We start from the raw sequence: 16,832 nt of genomic DNA, 5'->3' as shown, positions 1-16,832 counted from the left end.
TCAACCCTCCTGCCACTGCCAGTCGTAGGCCAGAGGCGCCTCGCGGAAGGCGAAGCGATCGATATGGCGGGCCACCACATCGGTCAGGCCCTCCACGGCACCGCGATCCTCTCCGACAATGGTGATGGAGATGCCGTACCCGTCGGCCGCCATGGTGGCGACGGCGGCCGGAAACGTCACCGTGCCGGTATCGCCGTCCACTTCGGTCTGGAGCTTGTGGCTCCAGTGCTTGCACAGCTGGCGGACGTACTTGCCGCCGTTCGGAGTGGCGACGCGTGCGGCAATCCTGTTCATCCCTCGATCCTTTCGATCTTGCGGGTGGCCTCGTCGATCGCATCGGCGATCTGGAGAATGATCTCGCGATCGGCGCCGTCCTTCGAGAGACGGTCGAACATCGCGATCTTCAGCGCATGCATCGCCCGCCGTACCGGCGCAGGGTCCACCTTCTCACGCGCTTCGGCAAGCGCTGCCAGACGGGCCTTGAGCGAGATTGCCTTCTCGGCATCGGCCCGGGCTTGCGCGCGGCCCTGTTCGGTTGCCTGATAGGACTTGCGCGATGCTTCCTCGCTGGCCGGCGCGATCAGACCCGCTTCTTCCATATAGGTCAGGGCCGGATAGACGACACCCGGACTGGGGGCATAGTCGCCGCCCGAAAGCGTCTCGATCTCGCGGATGAGATCATAGCCATGGCGCGGGGCCTCGACGATCAGCGCGAGCAGCAGGACCTGAAGCTCCGCCTGATCGAACAGCCGCTTGCGCCGGCCGCCGCCTGGACGCCCGCCTCCGAAGCCCCCGAAACCGCCACCGAAGCCTTCACCCCGGCCGCCGCGACCACGGCCCCGGCCGCCCGGAAAGCCCTCGCCGAAACCATCGAAGCCTTCGCCGTCGCGGCCGAACGGGCCACGGCCCATTCCGAAGCCGCCCCGTCCGCGCATCGCATGTGCGGCATGGCGACGACCACAGCGGACCTCGTGGTGATCCATTTCGCGCCCGCCCATCTCGGGACGGCGCCCATGTTTTCCATTTCTCATTACATGTCTCTCTGTCTTCATGATGGACTCAAGATATATCTAAAACGCATTTTCGCAAGATCCTAAAATGTATCTTGATGTATTTTTTGTGGGACGGGGCGGTTTTCGACCGTCTCGCTCGCTCCATGGTTTCCCTTTTGTCCTCGCCTTGCCTAAGACGTGCGCCATGGCCGCCCTGCCCCTTCCCGCCCTTCACGCCAGCCATGGCGGCGCCTGGATGCGCGACGGAACGGGAACGACCCGCCCGGTTTCCAAAGGCGAAGCGGTCATGTCCGCAGCCGACACGCCGCTGCTGATCATCAATGCGCCGCTGGTCGCAACGCGGCTCGGCTATCCCGATCTTTCCGGCCTGGACCTGCTGGAACTCTACGCTTTCATCCATCCCGCCCGCTTCGTGGTGCCCACGCCCAAGGGCCTTGCCCATGCGCTGGACCTGGAAGAGCCGAAGGACGACGCGGACGTGCCCCGCCTGCTGCAGGAGGCTGCCGGGGCCTTGCTCGAGATTTGCGAAAGCCCTGCCTGGCCGGAACGCGAAGGCGCGTGGACGGCGCTGCAATCGCTTACCCGCATGCGCTGGCCCTGGGTCACGCTGCTCGCACCCCGCATCGCCCGCCCCGAACGCGCCGAGCGTTGGCTCTTCACGCGCCTGCCCGAATGGGAGGAAAGCGCCGAAATGCCGCAGCCCCGGCAAGTCACGCTGGAACGGGACGAAGTGCTGCAACGCCTTGCCCGCCTGACCGGCAGCGATGCCGAGCAGCGCCCCACCCAGCAGGCCTATGCCGCCGAGGCCGCCGCCGCCTTCGCGCCGCGCCAGTCTTCAGGGCGCCCGCATGTCCTGCTTGCACAGGCCGGGACGGGAATCGGCAAGACCCTGGGCTACCTCGCCCCCGCCTCGCTGTGGAGCGAGCAGTCGGGCGGCACGACCTGGGTTTCGACGTATACGAAAGCGCTGCAACGCCAGCTTCGCAAGGAAAGCCGCCGCGCCTGGCCGGAACGACGCGCGGACGGCACCCGGCCCGTGGTCGTGCGCAAGGGGCGCGAGAACTATCTCTGCCTGCTCAATCTGGAGGACGCGCTGCAAGGCGGGTTCGCCGGAAGGGCCGCGATTCTCGCCCAGCTCGTCGCGCGCTGGGCCGCCTATACGCAGGACGGCGACATGATCGGCGGCGATCTGCCGGGCTGGCTCGGCACCCTGTTCCGCCAGCGCGGCATCACCGCCCTGACCGACCGGCGCGGCGAATGCGTCTATGCGGGCTGCCCGCATTACCGCAAATGCTTCATCGAGCGGGCGGCACGCGCCAGTGCCGGCGCGGATCTGGTGATCGGCAATCATGCGCTAGTCATGATCAACGCCGCGCGCGGCCGCGACCATGCCGCGCGCCCCACGCGCATCGTCTTCGACGAGGGCCACCACGTCTTCGACGCCGCCGATTCGACATTCGCCGCCGCCCTCACCGGCACCGAGGCGATCGAACTGCGCCGCTGGGTGATCGGCCCCGAAAAAGCCTCACGCGGGCGGCGCCGGGGCCTTTCCGCCCGCCTTGCCGATGTCGCCAGTTATGACGAAGCAGGCGCGAAGGCCATCGAGGCCGCGCGCACTGCCGCCGAGGCGCTCCCCGGCGACGGCTGGATGCAGCGCCTGACCGAAGGCGAACCGTCCGGCCCGATCGAGGAACTGCTCGCCGCCGTGCGCGCCACCGTCTACGCCCGCGACGAAAGCGGAGGGCAGGAAGCCGGTTATGGCCTGGAGACCGAAGCGGCCGGGCTCGAAGGATCCTTCGCGGAAGTGACCGAGGCCGCCCGCGAAGCCCTTGGCGACTTGCGGCAGCCCCTGGTGCGTCTGGGCCTGCGCCTCGAAGCGCTGCTGGAAGATGCGCCGGACTGGCTGGACGGACAGGGCCGCGCCCGAATCGAAGGGGCGCGCCAGTCGCTCGGCTGGCGAGTGGACCTACTGCTGGCCTGGGAATCGATGCTCGGCCGCCTCAATGGCCCGGCCGACCCGGAATTCGTCGACTGGCTCGCGCTCGACCGTTCGGAAGCGCGCGAATACGACGTCGGCATCCACCGTCATTGGCTCGATCCGATGAAGCCCTTCGCCAGCACGGTGCTGGAACCGGCGCACGGCGTGGTCATGACGTCCGCCACGCTACGCGACGGCGAGAGCTGGGAAAAGGCGATTGCCCGTTCCGGCGCCGGGCATATCGATGTGGCGCCGCGCCTGTCCGAGCACCTCAGCCCGTTCGACTACGCATCCCAGGCCGAGGTCCTGATCGTCAACGACATCCCGCGCGGCGATATCCCCGCACTGGCCGGGGCCTATGCCCGGCTGATCGAATCGGCGGGCGGCGGCGTTCTTGGGCTCTTCACCGCGATCCGCCGCCTGCGCGCGGTCTACGGCCGGATTGCCGACCGCCTCGCGCGCGCCGGACTTCCGCTCTATGCCCAGCATGTCGATCCGATCGACACGGGCACCCTGGTCGATATCTTCCGCGACGATCCCGCCGCCTCCCTGCTCGGCACCGATGCCTTGCGCGACGGGGTGGACGTGCCCGGCGAATCGCTGCGCCTGGTGATCATGGAGCAGGTTCCCTGGCCACGCCCCACGATCCTGCATCGCGCGCGGCGACTGGCAGGCGGCGGCTCCGTCTACGACGACGGCCTGATCCGCGCCAAGCTGGCCCAGGCTTTCGGCCGCCTGATCCGCAGCCGGGGAGACCGCGGGCATTTCGTGGTGCTTTCCTCCGCCTTTCCCTCGCGCCTGCTCAGCGCCTTCCCGCCAGGCACGCCGGTTCTTCGCATTTCGCTGGAGGAAGCCTTGCATCGCGTGGCCTGGAATGTTTCAGAGGAAACCGCGAAACAAGGCGCGCCTGCCCATCCATCGGAACAGGGCTCGGAGCAGCCGCCCAATTGAACTGATTTCCAGAATTTCCAGAAACCGAAAGCCGCGATGAAAACCCTCGGAATCTTCAGACACGCCAAATCGGACTGGCACGATGCCCGCCTGCGCGACTTCGATCGCCCGCTGAACAAGCGTGGCCGCAAGGGCGCCGCGCTGATGGGCCTGCATATTCGCGATCACGCCGTGGGCTGGAAGCGCGTCCTCGCCTCACCCGCTGTTCGCGTCACCCAGACCATCGAGCTGGCGGGGGAAGCGGCAGGCGAAATTCCGCCCGTAATCTGGGATCGCAGGATCTATCTGGCCAGTTCCGCCACGCTCCTTGACCTTCTTCGCGAGCAGGCCGGGGATCCGCCTTCCATCATGCTGGTGGGTCACAACCCTGGATTGGAAGACCTGATCTTCGACCTGGTGCCCGATGACGGCAGCAGCCCCATGCGGGATGTCGTGGAGGAGAAGTTCCCCACCGCCGCCTACGCCGTCGTGGAGCTGGATATCGACTCCTGGGACCAGCTTTCCGAAGGCTCCGGGCGACTGGTACACCTGACGCGCCCCCGCGACCTCGACCCCGAACTCGGCCCGCACCCGCTGGATTGACGCGCCGAACCGGCGCGGCAGCCCCGCTCGATCAGGCCGCGGCCAGAGCCCTGGCCAGACGATCCCGAATGCGGCTCAATTCCTCGAACACATGGTTCGACAATGCCTCTACGGGCGAGGAATCAGGCGACGAAGAATCGGGCTGCGCGACCGCGACGGACAGATCCGGCTCCCCGCTCTCAAGCGCCATGCGCGCGCCGCGCAAGGTATAGCCTTCCCGATTGACCAGGCGGTCGATCTGAACGATCAGCGCGACATCTTCCGGGCGATAGTAACGCCGATTGCCACTACGCTTGATCGGCTGGAGCGCAGGAAACTGCTCCTCCCAATAGCGCAGCACATGCTGGCGAATGCCGAGCGCCTTGGTGATCTCACCGATGGTGCGCAGCGCATCGTGCGCCTTGCCGTCGTTGAAGATACCCGCCGCGGGGAGCTTACCGTTAGCCCCACCGCTAGCGGCAATCTCACCCGAACGGCTCTGGTCGCTGGCAGTCATTAAAGGATTCTCCGTATTACCGCCTGATGCCGAACCCGGATCAGTCGACAATCCGATCCTTCAGCATCTGACTGGCTCGGAACGTCATGACCCGGCGTGGTGTGATCGGCACTTCCACCCCGGTTTTCGGATTGCGCCCGATCCGCTCGCCCTTGTCGCGAAGCAGGAACGTGCCGAACCCGGAAATCTTGACATTCTCGCCCTCCGAGAGGGCCTCAGACATATGCTGCAATATAGCTTCGACCATCGCAAGCGACTCGGACCTGGACAGTCCAAGCTTCCTGTGGATGGCTTCAGCGATTTCGGCCCTCGTCAATGTGTCCGTGGAGCGCATAAGTCCCGCATCCCCTCCGTGAGACAATCCCCCCGAACAATATTATGAAAAAATGCGGGAAAAGCAATGCTCCCCCGCATCAGTTCAGCCCATGCCCCACATCGGGGCACCGGATCACATGCGAACGACGCTTGCGCCCCAGGTGAAGCCGCCGCCCATGGCCTCCAGGACCACCAGATCGCCCTGCCGAATTCGGCCATCGCGAACCGCGACGTCCAGTGCCAGAGGCACCGAGGCAGCCGAAGTATTGGCGTGCTGGCCTACCGTCATGATCACCTTTTCGGCCGGCAGATTGAGCTTGCGGGCCGTGGCATCGAGAATGCGGGCATTGGCCTGATGCGGCACCAGCCAATCAATATCCGCTGCGGAATGTCCCGTCTCTTCAAGGACTTCGCCAAGAACTTCCGCCAGATTCACCACTGCGTGGCGGAACACTTCGCGGCCTTTCATGCGCAGCTTGCCGACCGTGCCGGTGGTCGAGGGGCCACCGTCCACGAACAGCAGCTGGTTATGTGCGCCATCGGCATGGAGGCGCGTGGCGAGCACACCGCGCGGCGCCTCGTCACCCTGCTCCTGCGCTTCGAGGACGATCGCACCGGCGCCGTCTCCGAACAGCACGCACGTCGTGCGGTCTTCCCAATCGAGAATGCGGCTGAACGTTTCGGAGCCGATCACCAGCGCGCGTTTGGCCATGCCGGAACGCAACATCGAATCGGCAACCCCCACCGCGTAGAGAAAGCCCGAGCAGACCGCGGCAACGTCGAACGCGATTCCGCCCCGGCAACCGAGATTGTTCTGCACGATCGTGGCCGTGGCCGGGAAGGTCTGGTCCGGCGTGGCCGTGGCCAGCACGATCAGGTCGATCGAGGCGACGTCGAAACCGGCGGCCTCGATGGCCTTGCGCGCGGCATCCGTGGCCAGGCTGGACGTCGTTTCGTCAGGCGCGGCGATGTGGCGGTTGGAAATGCCCGTCCGTTCGACGATCCATTCGTCGCTGGTGTCAACGCGCTCTGCGAGTTCGGCGTTGCTGACCGCGCGGCGCGGCAGGGCCGAACCCGTGCCGACGATAACCGAACGAATCATCAGGCGCTCTCTTCCTGGACCTTGGGCTTGCGCAGGGAAGTCCCGCCCAGGCGGGCGAGGTCGGCAGAGATCCGCTCGGTCACGTTTTCCTCCAGGAGGCGCGCGGTAACCGCGACGGCATTGGCGACGCCTGCGGCATTCGCACCGCCATGGCTTTTCACCACAATACCGTTGAGACCCAGGAAAACCGCGCCGTTATGATTGTTGGGATCGAGATGATGCTTGAGCAGCTCGGTCGCCGGCTTCGAGATCAGGAAACCGATCTTCGAACGCAGCGAGCTGGAAAATCCGCGCCGCAGCAGGTCGGCCACGAAGCGCGCGGTACCTTCCACGGCCTTGAGCGCGACATTGCCCGAGAATCCGTCGGTAACGACGACATCCATGTCGCCGTGGCCCAGCTTGTCGGCCTCGGTGAAACCGTCGAAGGACATCGACAGGTCCGAAGCGGAAGCCTTGAGCATCGCCGCTGCATCGCGCAGCATTTCGGTGCCCTTGGTTTCCTCGGTGCCGATATTGAGCAGGCGCACGCGCGGCTGATCGCGCCCCGTGGCAACGCGGGCATAGGCAGCGCCCATGATCGCGAACTGCACGAGATTGCGCGCATCGCACTCGGCATTGGCGCCAAGGTCGAGCATGACCAGGTCATGGTCTTCCAGAGTCGGCAGCAGAGCGGCCAGCGCCGGGCGATCGATGCCGGGCATCGTGCGCAGCGCAAGCTTGGAAATCGCCATCAGCGCACCGGTATTGCCGGCACTGACGGCGGCTCCGGCGTCACCCGCCTTCACCGCCTCGATAGCGAGCCCCATCGAGGTACTCTTAGCCCTGCGCAAGGCCTGGCTAGGCTTGTCCTCGCCACTGATGACGCCTTCAGTATGAAGGATTTCGGAACTTGCCCTGAGATTCGGGTGCTTTTCGAGCGCGGCCTTGATCCGCGGCTCATCACCGACCAACAGGAACTTGAAGCGATCATGACGACGGCGCGCGAGAGCAGCGCCTTCAATCATGACGCGCACGCCCTCGTCGCCGCCCATCGCATCGACAGCGATACGCGGCAGACTCATGGGCAACCTCCGAAAATCGTCTTGGTCTTAGACTTCGACCGCGACGATCTCACGACCGTTGTAGTGGCCGCAAGCGTTGCAGAGGTTGTGGGGGCGCTTCAGCTCGCCGCAGTTGGGGCATTCATGGAAAGCCTCAACCTTCAGCGCGTCATGGCTACGACGCATGCCACGGCGGGAGGGGGTGGTCTTTCTTTTAGGGACAGCCATTTCGGCACCTGTTCCTGAAACTGGATTATTGTCAAAAAGGCCGCCGGAAACCGTATTCGCGGACCGGCGGCTTTGCGAAGGCGCGCCTATAACCGATTTCTCGGGAGTTGCAACCCGTTCCTCCCCGCAGCAACTATGGGAAAATCCACCTAGGGGGAAATCGATCCATGATTCTGCAGACGACACTGTGCCTTGCGGCGGCGGCCGGCGTTATCACCTTCTGGCATATAGCGCGTATCGGCCAGCTGCGCATGCGCGAAAAGGTGCTCTTCGGTGACGGCGGCCACGATCCGCTGGCACGCCGCATGCGCGCCCAGCTCAATTTCGTCGAGAGCACGCCCTTCGTGCTGATCCTGGCCGCCGCCATCGAAATGACGGGCAAGGGCGGCCCCTGGCTGGCGATAGTCGGTTCCCTGTTCATGCTGGGCCGCGTCTCCCATGCGCTGGGCATGGATATCGACCGCCCCAATCCGCTGCGGATGATCGGCGTGCTCATAACCGTGCTCACCCTGCTCGGCCTTTCGGCGATTGCCGTGCTGATCGCACTGGGCCGCTTCTGAGATCGAAGCCTGAGAATCGAAAAGGGCGGCGCTCCCGCACCGCCCTTTTCCGCTTGCGCCTCGATCTCCGGCACGTTCAACCCGGCAGGCCGCGCTCCAGCGCCGCATCGCCGACATAAGGATTGCTCCGCCGCTCGTCCCCGAAGGTACTGATGGGGCCGTGCCCCGGAACGAAAGTCACATCGTCACCCAGCGGCCAGAGCTTGCGGGTGATCGAATCGACAAGGTCTTCCAGATTGCCGCGCGGAAAGTCCCAGCGGCCGATCCCGCCCTTGAACAGCACATCGCCCACCATCGCGAACTTGCTCGGCGCATGGTGGAACACGATATGGCCCGGCGTGTGCCCCGGGCAATGCACGACATCCAGCTCCAGTTCGCCCACCGTCACCGTGTCGCCATCCTTGAGCCAGCGACTGGGTTCGAAACTGTGCGCCTCCATGTTCCAGCGCGGCCCGTCGTCATCGAGCTTGTCGATCCAGAAGCTGTCCTCTTTCTGAGGCCCTTCGATCGGCACGCCCATTTCCTCGGCGAAGACCCCGGCGAGACCGCAATGGTCGAGATGACCATGGGTGACGAGGATCTTCTCCAGCGTGACGCCGGTCTTCTCCAGCGCCTGGCGCAGCTTGGGAAGGTCTCCGCCCGGATCCACGAAAGCGCCGCGCATGGTTCTGGCACACCATATAAGCGAGCAGTTCTGCTGAAGCGGGGTGACGGGTATGATGCCCACACGCATCGGCTGCTGCGCCTGTTCCTGAGGCTGCTGGCTGGTCTCGGTCATGGCTGCGGAAATGGCCGCAAGCCCCGAGGAATGCAACTATGCGCCTCAGCGGTCAGATAGAGCCCTTAAATAGGGCCCTTAAATTCTGCCGCCCTTCCACACGACACGGCCGATCACTTCTATCTCTTCCAGTCCGCATTCTATGGGGCGATAGACCGGGTTGTCGCTCAGCAGCGCGATACGCCCTGCCCGTCCCGACTCCAGCCGCTTGACGAGTACCGTGTCGTCGAGCCGGACGACATGGATGCCGTCGCGCAGAGGCCGCCAGTCACGGTCGACCAGGATCTCGTCGCCGTCACGCAGGACCGGCTCCATCGAATCGCCACTGACGAGAATTGCCGAGAGCATTTCCGGCTTCAGTCCCATGGAGCGCAGCCAGCGCGGCGAGAAACGGATCGTGCCAAAAACCTCCTCACCATCCGGCAAGGCCCCCGGCCCCGCCGACGCTCCCACCGCCAGTCGCGGAACATCGACCCAATCTCCAGCGTAGGAATTTTTGCCGGTATCGTAGGATTTTTCCTTAATTTTGCCGAATTCCGATTCGTCCACACCGAAGAACCGCGCCAGCACGCCGCGGTCACCCTCTTCCAATCTCCTGGGGCTTCCCTTTCTTATAAACTGCTGAAGATACGTGGTGTTTTTACCGATCATACGAGACAGCGAGGACAGACTCGTTCCTCGTTCCTCGGCCAATTCGAGCAGGCGGCGGCGGATCTCGGCGTTTTCCATAATGTAATCCTACGCGTAGGAAATTTCCTGGACAAGCCACTTTCAATGGGAACATAATGGGAACACGAATCGCGATTCCCGCAAGGTCGGAGGCCAGCGTCCCATGCTTCTACGCCAGATCGAGCGCTTCCTGCGGCTGACGCGGATGCCGTGGACGACGTTCGGGCGCCTTGCCGCCCATGATCCGCGATTCGTCGGCGACTTGCGCAACGGCCGCCAGCCTCGGGCAGGCACCGCCGCGCGCGTGCGCCTGTTCATGACGACCTATCTGGAGAGCCCCTATGCACGTTGATTTTGCCCATGACCGCTCGATGCTCCAGTCGGCTCGAAAGGCCATGGGCGATGCCGCGCCCCGCGCATTTTCGCGCGGCCCCTGGCTATCCCTGCTGGCCGAAATCCTGAAACTGGCCGGGCCGCGCGCGGAGTTCCTACGTCATTCCGAACGCCCCTGGAGCAGCGCCACCTTTTCCGGGGCACGCCATGGCGTCGCGCTCGCCTTTACCGGCAGCGAGGCCATCGCCGACGGCGAAAGGCTGATCGAGGCCCTGCCCGACCATGAGTTCACCATCCCCCGCCAGCTCGTCGCGGATGCCGCCGTGACCGAGACCGATCACCGCGCCGGGCCGCCGCCCTGCCTGACACTCGAACTGGAGCTGCTGATGCTGGAAGACGGCTGAATAGCGGCAAACGGAAAGGGGAGGGCGTCGCAGCCCTGCCCTTTCCCTCAGAGCGCCAGCGAAAGCGCCTTTATCTCGGTATTGAGGATATGGTCGTTCTCGGAATAATCGACGGGACAATCGATCACATGAACCCCCGGCGCATCGCGGCAATGAGCCAGCAACTGCGCCAGATGCGCCGCGCTTTCCACGCGGTAGCCGTTGGCGCCGTAGCTCTCGGCATATTTCACGAAATCCGGGTTGCCGTAAGTCAGGCCGAAATCGGCAAACCCCATGTTGGCCTGCTTCCAGCGGATCATGCCATAGGCATTGTCGTTCAGGATCAGCACCGTGAGATTGAGCCCCAGGCGAACCGCGGTTTCCATCTCCTGACTGTTCATCATGAAGCCGCCGTCCCCGCAGACCGCGAAGATCTTGCGCCCCGGATAGACCATCGCGCTGGCCATGGCGGAGGGCAGGCCCGCGCCCATCGATGCCAGGGCATTGTCGAGCAGCACGGTATTCGGCTTGCTCGCGCAGTAGCCCCGCGCGAACCAGAGCTTGTAGACGCCGTTGTCCAGACAAACGATCGCGTCGTCCGGCAGTGCCTCGCGCACTTGCCTGACGAGATGCGGCGGGAAGATCGGGAAGCGCTCGTCGGCGGCCAGCTTGTCGGTATGCGCGATCTCGGCCTTGCGGTAGCCGAGCATGGCCTCGAAATTCCACTTGTCCGACGGCGTGATGGCTTCCTTGATCTGCCACACGGCATTGGCGATATCGCCGATCACTTCGATATGCGGGAAATAGACGGGGTCGACTTCCGCCGTCTTGGTGGAGACATGGATCACCACACGGTCATCGCGGGTGCCGTCGTTATGCATGAAGAACGGCGGCTTCTCGATCACGTCGTGCCCGATATTGACGATACAGTCGGCATCCTCGATCGCCCGGTGGACGAAATCGCCGGATGACAGCGCCGCGCAGCCCAGGAAACGGGGATGCCGCTCATCGATCACGCCTTTGCCGAGCTGGGTCGTGAGAAAGGGAATCCCGGTCTTCTCGACGAATTCGCCCAGCATCTTGCTGGTCATCTTGCGGTTGGCGCCGGCGCCGATCACCAGAACCGGCCGCCGCGCTTTCTGCATGGCCTCCACGGCCTGCGCGATCGATTTCCCGTCGGCGGTCGGTCGTCTTACCGTCGATCGGGCGATGGGCCGCGAATCGGTATATTCATCGGCAATGTCTTCCGGCAGCTCGATATGAGCCGCGCCGGGCTTTTCCTCCTCGGCAACGCGGAAAGCCTCGCGCACGCGGCTGGGAATATTGTCCGAGCTTGCCATCTGGTGCGCATACTTGGTGATCGGCTGCATCATCGAGACGACGTCGAGGATCTGGAACCGGCCCTGCTTGGATTTCTTGATCGGCTTCTGGCCGGTGATCATCATCATCGGCATGCCGCCGAGCGTGGCATAGGCGGCTGCCGTGACGAAATTGGTCGCCCCCGGCCCCAGGGTGGAAAGGCAGACCCCCGCCTTCCCGGTATGCCGCCCGTAAGTGGCCGCCATGAACCCCGCGCCCTGCTCGTGGCGCGTCAGGATCAATCTGATCTTCTTCGAGCGGGACAGGGAATCGAGGAAATCGAGATTTTCTTCGCCGGGAACGCCGAAGATGTACTCGACGCCCTCCGCTTCCAGGCATTCGACGAAAAGATCGGACGCCTTGCGCTTGTCGCTCTCTGCCATGTGCATCTTTCCCGAAACCGTTTCACTAGTTTCTCGGCAAATGTGGCGAGGATATCAATGGCCCGCATCTGGCCAAAGTGGTGGCCGGTTCAATACCCCTGCGCGAGATCGACCAGATGTTCGAGCGGTTCTCCGCTTGCGAAGCGTCCGAGATTGGAGAGAAACCGCGAAGATCCGCGCTCGAAAAGCGTGTCCTGCGCGCGGCCTGAAAGATGCATCGAGATATGGATATTTTCGCGCGACCATAGCGGATGATCGGCCGGAAGCGGCTCCGGCTCGGTCACATCCAGGAAGGCGCCGCCGAGATGGCCCGAGTCGATGGCCGCCAGCAGCGCGTCCTGTTCGATCACCGTCCCCCGCGCGAAATTGACGAAGACCGCCCCCGGCTTCATCGCCGCGAACTCGGGCTCTGCGAACATCCGCTGGGTTTCGGGCGTGGAAGGCACCACGGCGATGACCCAGTCGAACCGGCCGAGTTCGGCCCGCCAATCGTCCGCGCCGAGATCCCCCGGACCCGGGCGGCGACGCACGCCGGTGACATCGGCGCCGAACGCCCGCAGGATCTCGGCGATCCGCCCCCCGATTTCGCCCGCGCCGACCACCAGCACTTTCGAATCCAGAAGTTCGCGCTTCCCCGGAGGCTGCGCCAGCCACTCATGCCTATCCTGCGCGCGCACCACCTCGCGCCAGCCCTTGGCCACCGTGAGCATGCCCATGACGGCATATTCGGCCACCGACTGGGCATGTATTCCCGAGCCGTTCGTCAACTGGATGCCGCGCTCCGCCAGCAGCGAAAGGGGAAGCCAGTCCACCCCCGACGACAGCGCCATGTACCAGACCAGCCTGTCCGCCGCGGCGATGAACTCGGCAGCGACGGCAGGTGCGACCGGATCGAGCCAGGCGACCTGCGCCAGCGGCGCGAGCTCCAGAAGCTGCTCCTCGCTCTCGAACCAGCGCGGTTCGATGCCTTCGGGCAGGCGCCCTTCCAGCAAGGCGCGCGACTTGGCGTTGATGATGGCGATGGTCATGGCGAACTCCGAGATATGGCCCGTTTCAGGGCTTTAACCCGTGATCGGGACCGTCCGTTGCCTTGGCAAGGCCTTCGAAGCTGCAGTTAATGCAAGACCAGTTGATGCAGGAGCGGTCCCGCGCCGCTCACACCGTCAACCCAGCTTCCATTCCCAGCCGAGCGGATCGCCGTCCATCGCTTCCACGCCTTTCGCCGCCAGTTCGTCGCGCAGGGCGTCAGAGGTGGCGAAGTCCTTCTCGGCGCGGGCAGCCTTGCGGCGGGCGAGCACGTCCTCGATTTCGGCCTCGGTGATTTCGGCGGCCTTGGGGCGAAGGCGCAAGTCGGCACGGCGCGTGCCGAAGAGGTCGAGGCCGAGCACCGCATCCATGCGCTCCACGACCGCACGCTTGGCCGAGGCGTCCACCTTCTTGGCCGCCAGCACATCCTCCAGCGCGGTGAGCGCGACGGCGGTGTTGAGATCGTCCCCGATCGCTTTCTCGAACGTTTCGAGCATAGGCGCCAGCTTCGGGTGCCCTGCATCGCCCGCCTCGACGTCGCCCAGCCGCTCGACCACGATGATCATGCGCTTCAGGCGCACGAGCGCGGCGGCAAGGCCTTCCCACGAGAACTCAAGCTCCGAGCGGTAATGCGCCTGGAGGCACATCATGCGGTAGCCAAGCGGGTGGTAGCCCTTGTCGATCAGCAGTTGCAGGCGCAGGAATTCGCCTGAGGACTTGCTCATCTTGCCCGATCGTTCGACAAGGAAATTGTTGTGCATCCACACCTTGGCGCCCGAATTTGCGGGCACGTCGAGGCTGCACGCCTCTTCGGGCATGCAGCAGAACGCCTGGTTCTGCGCGATCTCGTTGGGGTGGTGGATCTCGCGGTGGTCGATGCCGCCGGTGTGGATGTCGAAGGGGAAGCCCAGGAGGTCGCCCGACATGACCGAACATTCGAGATGCCAGCCCGGCGCGCCCCTGCCCCAGGGCGAATCCCATTCCATCTGGCGTTTCTCGCCCGCCGGGGTCTTGCGCCAGATCGCGAAGTCCGCCGCATTGCGCTTGCCCTCTACCGCCTCGATGCGGCCCTCGCCCTCATCCGTCACTGCCCGCGCAAGGCGGCCGTAGTCGGAAACGGTAGAGACGTCGAAATAGAGGCCACTTTCCAATTCATAGCAGTGACTTGGCGCGATCTTCTCGGCAAATTCTATCATCTGCGGCACATAGTCGGTCGCAATCGACCACTTGGCCGGCTGGCGGATATTGAGCGCCTTGATGTCGGCCCAATAAGCCTGGGTGTAATGGGCGGCGATGTCCCAGATGGACTGGGACTGGGCCCGCGCCATCTTCTCCATCTTGTCCTCGCCCGCATCGGCGTCGTCGGTCAGATGGCCGACGTCGGTGATGTTGATGACGTGGGTGAGTTTGTAACCCTTGTGGCTCAGCGTCCGGCCCAGGATGTCCGCAAAGACATAGGCGCGCATATTGCCGATATGGGGATAGTTGTAGACCGTCGGACCACAGCTGTAGACCCGCGCCTCGCCCTCGTGGACGGGCTGGAACGGTTCCAGTTGGCGGGTCAGGCTGTTGAACAGCGTCAGCGAAGATGCATCGGTCATAGGCGTCCGCGCATAAGCGGCTGGCCGAGGCGAGGTCAATCCTTCGTCGTCCCGGACTTGATCCGGGACCGCTGGCCGTGAACAGCTCACCTTGCGGCAGGCGCCCTGACGGAAGCTATCGCCTGAAGAATTGCCAGCGGTCCCGGATCAAGTCCGGGACGACGGCATTCTCGAGCCCTCACTCTTCCTCGAACAATCCCGCAAGCTGCTCGATCATCGTGCCGCCCAGTTGCTCGGCGTCCATGATCGTCACTGCGCGGCGGTAGTAGCGCGTCACGTCATGGCCGATGCCGATGGCGACGAGCTGGACCGGGCTCTTGGATTCGATCCATTCGATCACCCGGCGAAGGTGGGCTTCCAGATATCCGGCGGAGTTTACCGAGAGCGTCGAATCGTCCACCGGCGCGCCATCGGAAATCACCATCATGATCCGCCGGTCCTCGGGCCGGGCGAGCATGCGGTTGTGCGCCCAGAGCAGGGCCTCGCCGTCGATGTTTTCCTTGAGCAGGCCTTCGCGCATCATCAGGCCCAGGTTCTTGCGCGCCCGGCGCCAGGGTTCGTCGGCCTTCTTGTAGATGATGTGGCGCAGGTCGTTGAGGCGGCCGGGGTGCTGCGGACGCCCGCTTGCCAGCCAGGATTCGCGGCTCTGCCCGCCCTTCCAGGCGCGTGTCGTGAAGCCGAGAATCTCCACCTTGACGCCGCAGCGCTCAAGCGTGCGGGCCAGCACGTCGGCGCTGATGGCGGCGATCGAGATGGGCCTTCCGCGCATGGAGCCCGAATTGTCGAGCAGCAGGGTGACGATGGTGTCCTTGAACTCCACGTCGCGCTCGACCTTGTAGGACAGCGACTGGCCGGGCGAGACAACGACGCGGGCAAGCCGCGCGGCATCGAGCAGGCCTTCCTCCTGATCGAAATCCCACGAACGGTTCTGCTGCGCCATGAGCCGGCGCTGAAGCCGATTGGCAAGCCGGGTGACGACGCCCTGAAGCCCCTTGAGCTGGGCGTCGAGATAGGCGCGGAGGCGCGTGAGTTCCTCATCGTCGCACAGCTCGGAAGCGACCACGACCTCGTCGTAGGCCTCGGTGAAGACCTTGTAGTCGAAGCTGTCGGGAATGTCGGTCCAGGGGCGGTTCGGACGGACGGGCATCATGCCCTCCTCGCCTTCCTGGCCCTCTTCGCCGTCTTCCATCTCGTCCGAGTTCTCGCCCTCGGCCTCGCTTTCGCCTTCGTCCTGGCCGCTCGAGGGTTCGGCGGCCATTTCGGTGGGCTGCTCTTCCTTGCCGCTTTCGTCGCCGCTCTCGTCTTCCTCGGTCTCCTCGTCGCCGTCCATGTCCTCGGCGTCTTCGGGCGGCTGTTCGATCTGCTCGGCCTGGGTCATCTCCAGGTGCATGAGCATGTCGAGCGAGAGCTTCTGGAAGGCTTTCTGGTTTTCTATCGAATCGGCCAGGGCCTCGAAATCATCGCCAGCCTTCGATTCGATCCAACGACGCACCATGTCGACGCCGAACTGGGCCGATTCCGGCACCGGCTGCCCGGTAAGCCGCTCGCGCAGCAGCAGCGCCAGCGCGGTCGGGATCGGCACGCCGTCCGGGCTGTCCGCGCGTGAGATCGGGTCCGAGGCGATGCGCGCTTCGAGCGAGGCGTCGAGATTGGCGCGCATGCCGTCATAGCTGTTGGCGCCGAGCGCTTCGTAGCGCACCGTCTCGACCGCGTCGTAACAGGCCCGTGCCGAGGGATCGGCCGGGGCGTTGCGCATGTGCAAGCGGGTATCGTGGTGGCGCAGCCGCAGCGCGAAACTGTCGGCATAGCCGCGGGCCTGCATCGCCGCATCGCGCGGAACCGAGCGCCCGGGCATCGGCACGCGGAACGTCTGGCCGGTGGAGCTGGGAGCGTCGGCAGTCCAGTTGACCTCGACCTCGGCATCGTGCGCGATCGCGCGCGAGGCGCCGGTCAGGGCCAGCTTGAAGCGATCGACGGGAGTTTCTTCGGACATGGCACGCTCAATGGCGGCTTAGTCCGCCCGGTGCAAGCCGGG

General features: G+C 64.7%; 18 protein-coding genes. 5 read left to right on the top strand and 13 right to left on the bottom strand.

Annotated features, from left to right (window positions below; genetic code table 11):
- Nucleotides 1-294: a DUF2218 domain-containing protein gene (locus NTCA1_RS02440; protein ID WP_159827895.1), complete on the bottom strand. Its 294-nt coding sequence runs from the start codon at nucleotides 292-294 to the stop codon at nucleotides 1-3.
- On the bottom strand, nucleotides 291-1,031 hold the full coding sequence (locus tag NTCA1_RS02435) for a PadR family transcriptional regulator (protein ID WP_236549050.1): 741 nt from the start codon (nucleotides 1,029-1,031) through the stop codon (nucleotides 291-293). The genes NTCA1_RS02440 and NTCA1_RS02435 overlap by 4 nt, the downstream gene beginning before the upstream one ends.
- Before the next feature lie 166 nt (nucleotides 1,032-1,197).
- Between NTCA1_RS02435 and NTCA1_RS02430 the strand changes: the two genes are divergently transcribed.
- Both NTCA1_RS02430 and NTCA1_RS02425 read left to right on the top strand, forming a co-directional pair.
- Nucleotides 1,198-3,942, top strand: a complete 2,745-nt coding sequence (locus NTCA1_RS02430; protein WP_159827893.1) for an ATP-dependent DNA helicase — start codon at nucleotides 1,198-1,200, stop codon at nucleotides 3,940-3,942.
- 36 nt (nucleotides 3,943-3,978) lie between these two features.
- Complete coding sequence (locus tag NTCA1_RS02425) at nucleotides 3,979-4,524, top strand: histidine phosphatase family protein (protein ID WP_086490341.1); 546 nt, start codon at nucleotides 3,979-3,981, stop codon at nucleotides 4,522-4,524.
- A gap of 31 nt (nucleotides 4,525-4,555) precedes the next feature.
- Here NTCA1_RS02425 and NTCA1_RS02420 read toward each other — a convergent pair whose 3' ends face one another.
- From NTCA1_RS02420 to rpmF, 5 genes are all read right to left on the bottom strand, one after another.
- Nucleotides 4,556-5,020: a MerR family transcriptional regulator gene (locus tag NTCA1_RS02420; RefSeq protein WP_159827891.1), complete on the bottom strand. Its 465-nt coding sequence runs from the start codon at nucleotides 5,018-5,020 to the stop codon at nucleotides 4,556-4,558.
- Nucleotides 5,021-5,060: 40 nt separating this feature from the next.
- Nucleotides 5,061-5,354, bottom strand: coding sequence for an integration host factor subunit alpha (locus NTCA1_RS02415; RefSeq protein WP_086490343.1), 294 nt, complete (start codon nucleotides 5,352-5,354; stop codon nucleotides 5,061-5,063).
- A 114-nt stretch (nucleotides 5,355-5,468) separates the two neighbouring features.
- Complete coding sequence (locus NTCA1_RS02410) at nucleotides 5,469-6,437, bottom strand: beta-ketoacyl-ACP synthase III (RefSeq protein WP_159827889.1); 969 nt, start codon at nucleotides 6,435-6,437, stop codon at nucleotides 5,469-5,471.
- Entirely contained in the window at nucleotides 6,437-7,498 is a 1,062-nt protein-coding gene (gene plsX / locus NTCA1_RS02405; RefSeq protein WP_159827887.1) for a phosphate acyltransferase PlsX, read from the bottom strand. The genes NTCA1_RS02410 and plsX overlap by 1 nt, the downstream gene beginning before the upstream one ends.
- A 27-nt stretch (nucleotides 7,499-7,525) precedes the next feature.
- Nucleotides 7,526-7,705 carry a 50S ribosomal protein L32 gene (rpmF, locus tag NTCA1_RS02400; RefSeq protein WP_031342399.1) on the bottom strand — a complete coding sequence of 60 codons (180 nt, stop codon included), beginning with the start codon at nucleotides 7,703-7,705 and terminating at the stop codon, nucleotides 7,526-7,528.
- A 167-nt stretch (nucleotides 7,706-7,872) separates the two neighbouring features.
- On the opposite strand from rpmF, the gene NTCA1_RS02395 reads away from it, so the two are divergent.
- Nucleotides 7,873-8,265 (top strand): MAPEG family protein, encoded by a 393-nt coding sequence (locus tag NTCA1_RS02395; protein WP_086490346.1) that lies wholly within the window; start codon nucleotides 7,873-7,875, stop codon nucleotides 8,263-8,265.
- 76 nt (nucleotides 8,266-8,341) lie between these two features.
- Here NTCA1_RS02395 and NTCA1_RS02390 read toward each other — a convergent pair whose 3' ends face one another.
- Nucleotides 8,342-9,043 carry an MBL fold metallo-hydrolase gene (locus NTCA1_RS02390; RefSeq protein ID WP_305080991.1) on the bottom strand — a complete coding sequence of 234 codons (702 nt, stop codon included), beginning with the start codon at nucleotides 9,041-9,043 and terminating at the stop codon, nucleotides 8,342-8,344.
- A 78-nt stretch (nucleotides 9,044-9,121) separates the two neighbouring features.
- On the bottom strand, nucleotides 9,122-9,772 hold the full coding sequence (locus NTCA1_RS02385; RefSeq protein WP_086490348.1) for a S24 family peptidase: 651 nt from the start codon (nucleotides 9,770-9,772) through the stop codon (nucleotides 9,122-9,124).
- Between the two features lie 103 nt (nucleotides 9,773-9,875).
- Between NTCA1_RS02385 and NTCA1_RS02380 the strand changes: the two genes are divergently transcribed.
- Together NTCA1_RS02380 and NTCA1_RS02375 are read left to right on the top strand one after the other, a co-directional pair.
- On the top strand, nucleotides 9,876-10,064 hold the full coding sequence (locus tag NTCA1_RS02380; RefSeq protein ID WP_086490349.1) for a hypothetical protein: 189 nt from the start codon (nucleotides 9,876-9,878) through the stop codon (nucleotides 10,062-10,064).
- Nucleotides 10,054-10,449 carry a hypothetical protein gene (locus NTCA1_RS02375; protein ID WP_236549049.1) on the top strand — a complete coding sequence of 132 codons (396 nt, stop codon included), beginning with the start codon at nucleotides 10,054-10,056 and terminating at the stop codon, nucleotides 10,447-10,449. Before NTCA1_RS02380 ends, NTCA1_RS02375 begins: the two co-directional genes overlap by 11 nt.
- 47 nt (nucleotides 10,450-10,496) lie before the next feature.
- Here the strand turns inward: NTCA1_RS02375 and NTCA1_RS02370 are convergent, their stop codons facing one another.
- The 4 genes from NTCA1_RS02370 to cobT form a co-directional block, all read right to left on the bottom strand.
- Entirely contained in the window at nucleotides 10,497-12,170 is a 1,674-nt protein-coding gene (locus NTCA1_RS02370) for an acetolactate synthase large subunit (protein WP_159827885.1), read from the bottom strand.
- A gap of 89 nt (nucleotides 12,171-12,259) precedes the next feature.
- Nucleotides 12,260-13,198 (bottom strand): D-2-hydroxyacid dehydrogenase, encoded by a 939-nt coding sequence (locus NTCA1_RS02365; RefSeq protein WP_159827883.1) that lies wholly within the window; start codon nucleotides 13,196-13,198, stop codon nucleotides 12,260-12,262.
- A 135-nt stretch (nucleotides 13,199-13,333) separates the two neighbouring features.
- Nucleotides 13,334-14,797, bottom strand: coding sequence for a cysteine--tRNA ligase (cysS, locus tag NTCA1_RS02360; protein WP_159827881.1), 1,464 nt, complete (start codon nucleotides 14,795-14,797; stop codon nucleotides 13,334-13,336).
- Between the two features lie 178 nt (nucleotides 14,798-14,975).
- Nucleotides 14,976-16,790 (bottom strand): cobaltochelatase subunit CobT, encoded by a 1,815-nt coding sequence (gene cobT, locus NTCA1_RS02355; RefSeq protein ID WP_159827879.1) that lies wholly within the window; start codon nucleotides 16,788-16,790, stop codon nucleotides 14,976-14,978.
- Nucleotides 16,791-16,832 lie beyond the last annotated feature (42 nt).

This window comes from Novosphingobium sp. TCA1, from assembly GCF_009811895.1.
GTDB classification, from domain to species: Bacteria; Pseudomonadota; Alphaproteobacteria; order Sphingomonadales; family Sphingomonadaceae; genus Novosphingobium; species Novosphingobium panipatense_A.
This window is presented reverse-complemented; position numbering and strand designations above follow the sequence as displayed.

What these genes read in the sequence shown, in the direction of transcription:
- NTCA1_RS02440 (WP_159827895.1), bottom strand. Translation starts at nt 294, where the DNA reads ATGAACAGGATTGCCGCACGCGTCGCCACTCCGAACGGCGGCAAGTAC.
- NTCA1_RS02435 (WP_236549050.1), bottom strand. Translation starts at nt 1,031, where the DNA reads ATGAGAAATGGAAAACATGGGCGCCGTCCCGAGATGGGCGGGCGCGAA.
- NTCA1_RS02430 (WP_159827893.1), top strand. Translation starts at nt 1,198, where the DNA reads ATGGCCGCCCTGCCCCTTCCCGCCCTTCACGCCAGCCATGGCGGCGCC.
- NTCA1_RS02425 (WP_086490341.1), top strand. Translation starts at nt 3,979, where the DNA reads ATGAAAACCCTCGGAATCTTCAGACACGCCAAATCGGACTGGCACGAT.
- NTCA1_RS02420 (WP_159827891.1), bottom strand. Translation starts at nt 5,020, where the DNA reads ATGACTGCCAGCGACCAGAGCCGTTCGGGTGAGATTGCCGCTAGCGGT.
- NTCA1_RS02415 (WP_086490343.1), bottom strand. Translation starts at nt 5,354, where the DNA reads ATGCGCTCCACGGACACATTGACGAGGGCCGAAATCGCTGAAGCCATC.
- NTCA1_RS02410 (WP_159827889.1), bottom strand. Translation starts at nt 6,437, where the DNA reads ATGATTCGTTCGGTTATCGTCGGCACGGGTTCGGCCCTGCCGCGCCGC.
- plsX (WP_159827887.1), bottom strand. Translation starts at nt 7,498, where the DNA reads ATGAGTCTGCCGCGTATCGCTGTCGATGCGATGGGCGGCGACGAGGGC.
- rpmF (WP_031342399.1), bottom strand. Translation starts at nt 7,705, where the DNA reads ATGGCTGTCCCTAAAAGAAAGACCACCCCCTCCCGCCGTGGCATGCGT.
- NTCA1_RS02395 (WP_086490346.1), top strand. Translation starts at nt 7,873, where the DNA reads ATGATTCTGCAGACGACACTGTGCCTTGCGGCGGCGGCCGGCGTTATC.
- NTCA1_RS02390 (WP_305080991.1), bottom strand. Translation starts at nt 9,043, where the DNA reads ATGACCGAGACCAGCCAGCAGCCTCAGGAACAGGCGCAGCAGCCGATG.
- NTCA1_RS02385 (WP_086490348.1), bottom strand. Translation starts at nt 9,772, where the DNA reads ATGGAAAACGCCGAGATCCGCCGCCGCCTGCTCGAATTGGCCGAGGAA.
- NTCA1_RS02380 (WP_086490349.1), top strand. Translation starts at nt 9,876, where the DNA reads ATGCTTCTACGCCAGATCGAGCGCTTCCTGCGGCTGACGCGGATGCCG.
- NTCA1_RS02375 (WP_236549049.1), top strand. Translation starts at nt 10,054, where the DNA reads ATGCACGTTGATTTTGCCCATGACCGCTCGATGCTCCAGTCGGCTCGA.
- NTCA1_RS02370 (WP_159827885.1), bottom strand. Translation starts at nt 12,170, where the DNA reads ATGGCAGAGAGCGACAAGCGCAAGGCGTCCGATCTTTTCGTCGAATGC.
- NTCA1_RS02365 (WP_159827883.1), bottom strand. Translation starts at nt 13,198, where the DNA reads ATGACCATCGCCATCATCAACGCCAAGTCGCGCGCCTTGCTGGAAGGG.
- cysS (WP_159827881.1), bottom strand. Translation starts at nt 14,797, where the DNA reads ATGACCGATGCATCTTCGCTGACGCTGTTCAACAGCCTGACCCGCCAA.
- cobT (WP_159827879.1), bottom strand. Translation starts at nt 16,790, where the DNA reads ATGTCCGAAGAAACTCCCGTCGATCGCTTCAAGCTGGCCCTGACCGGC.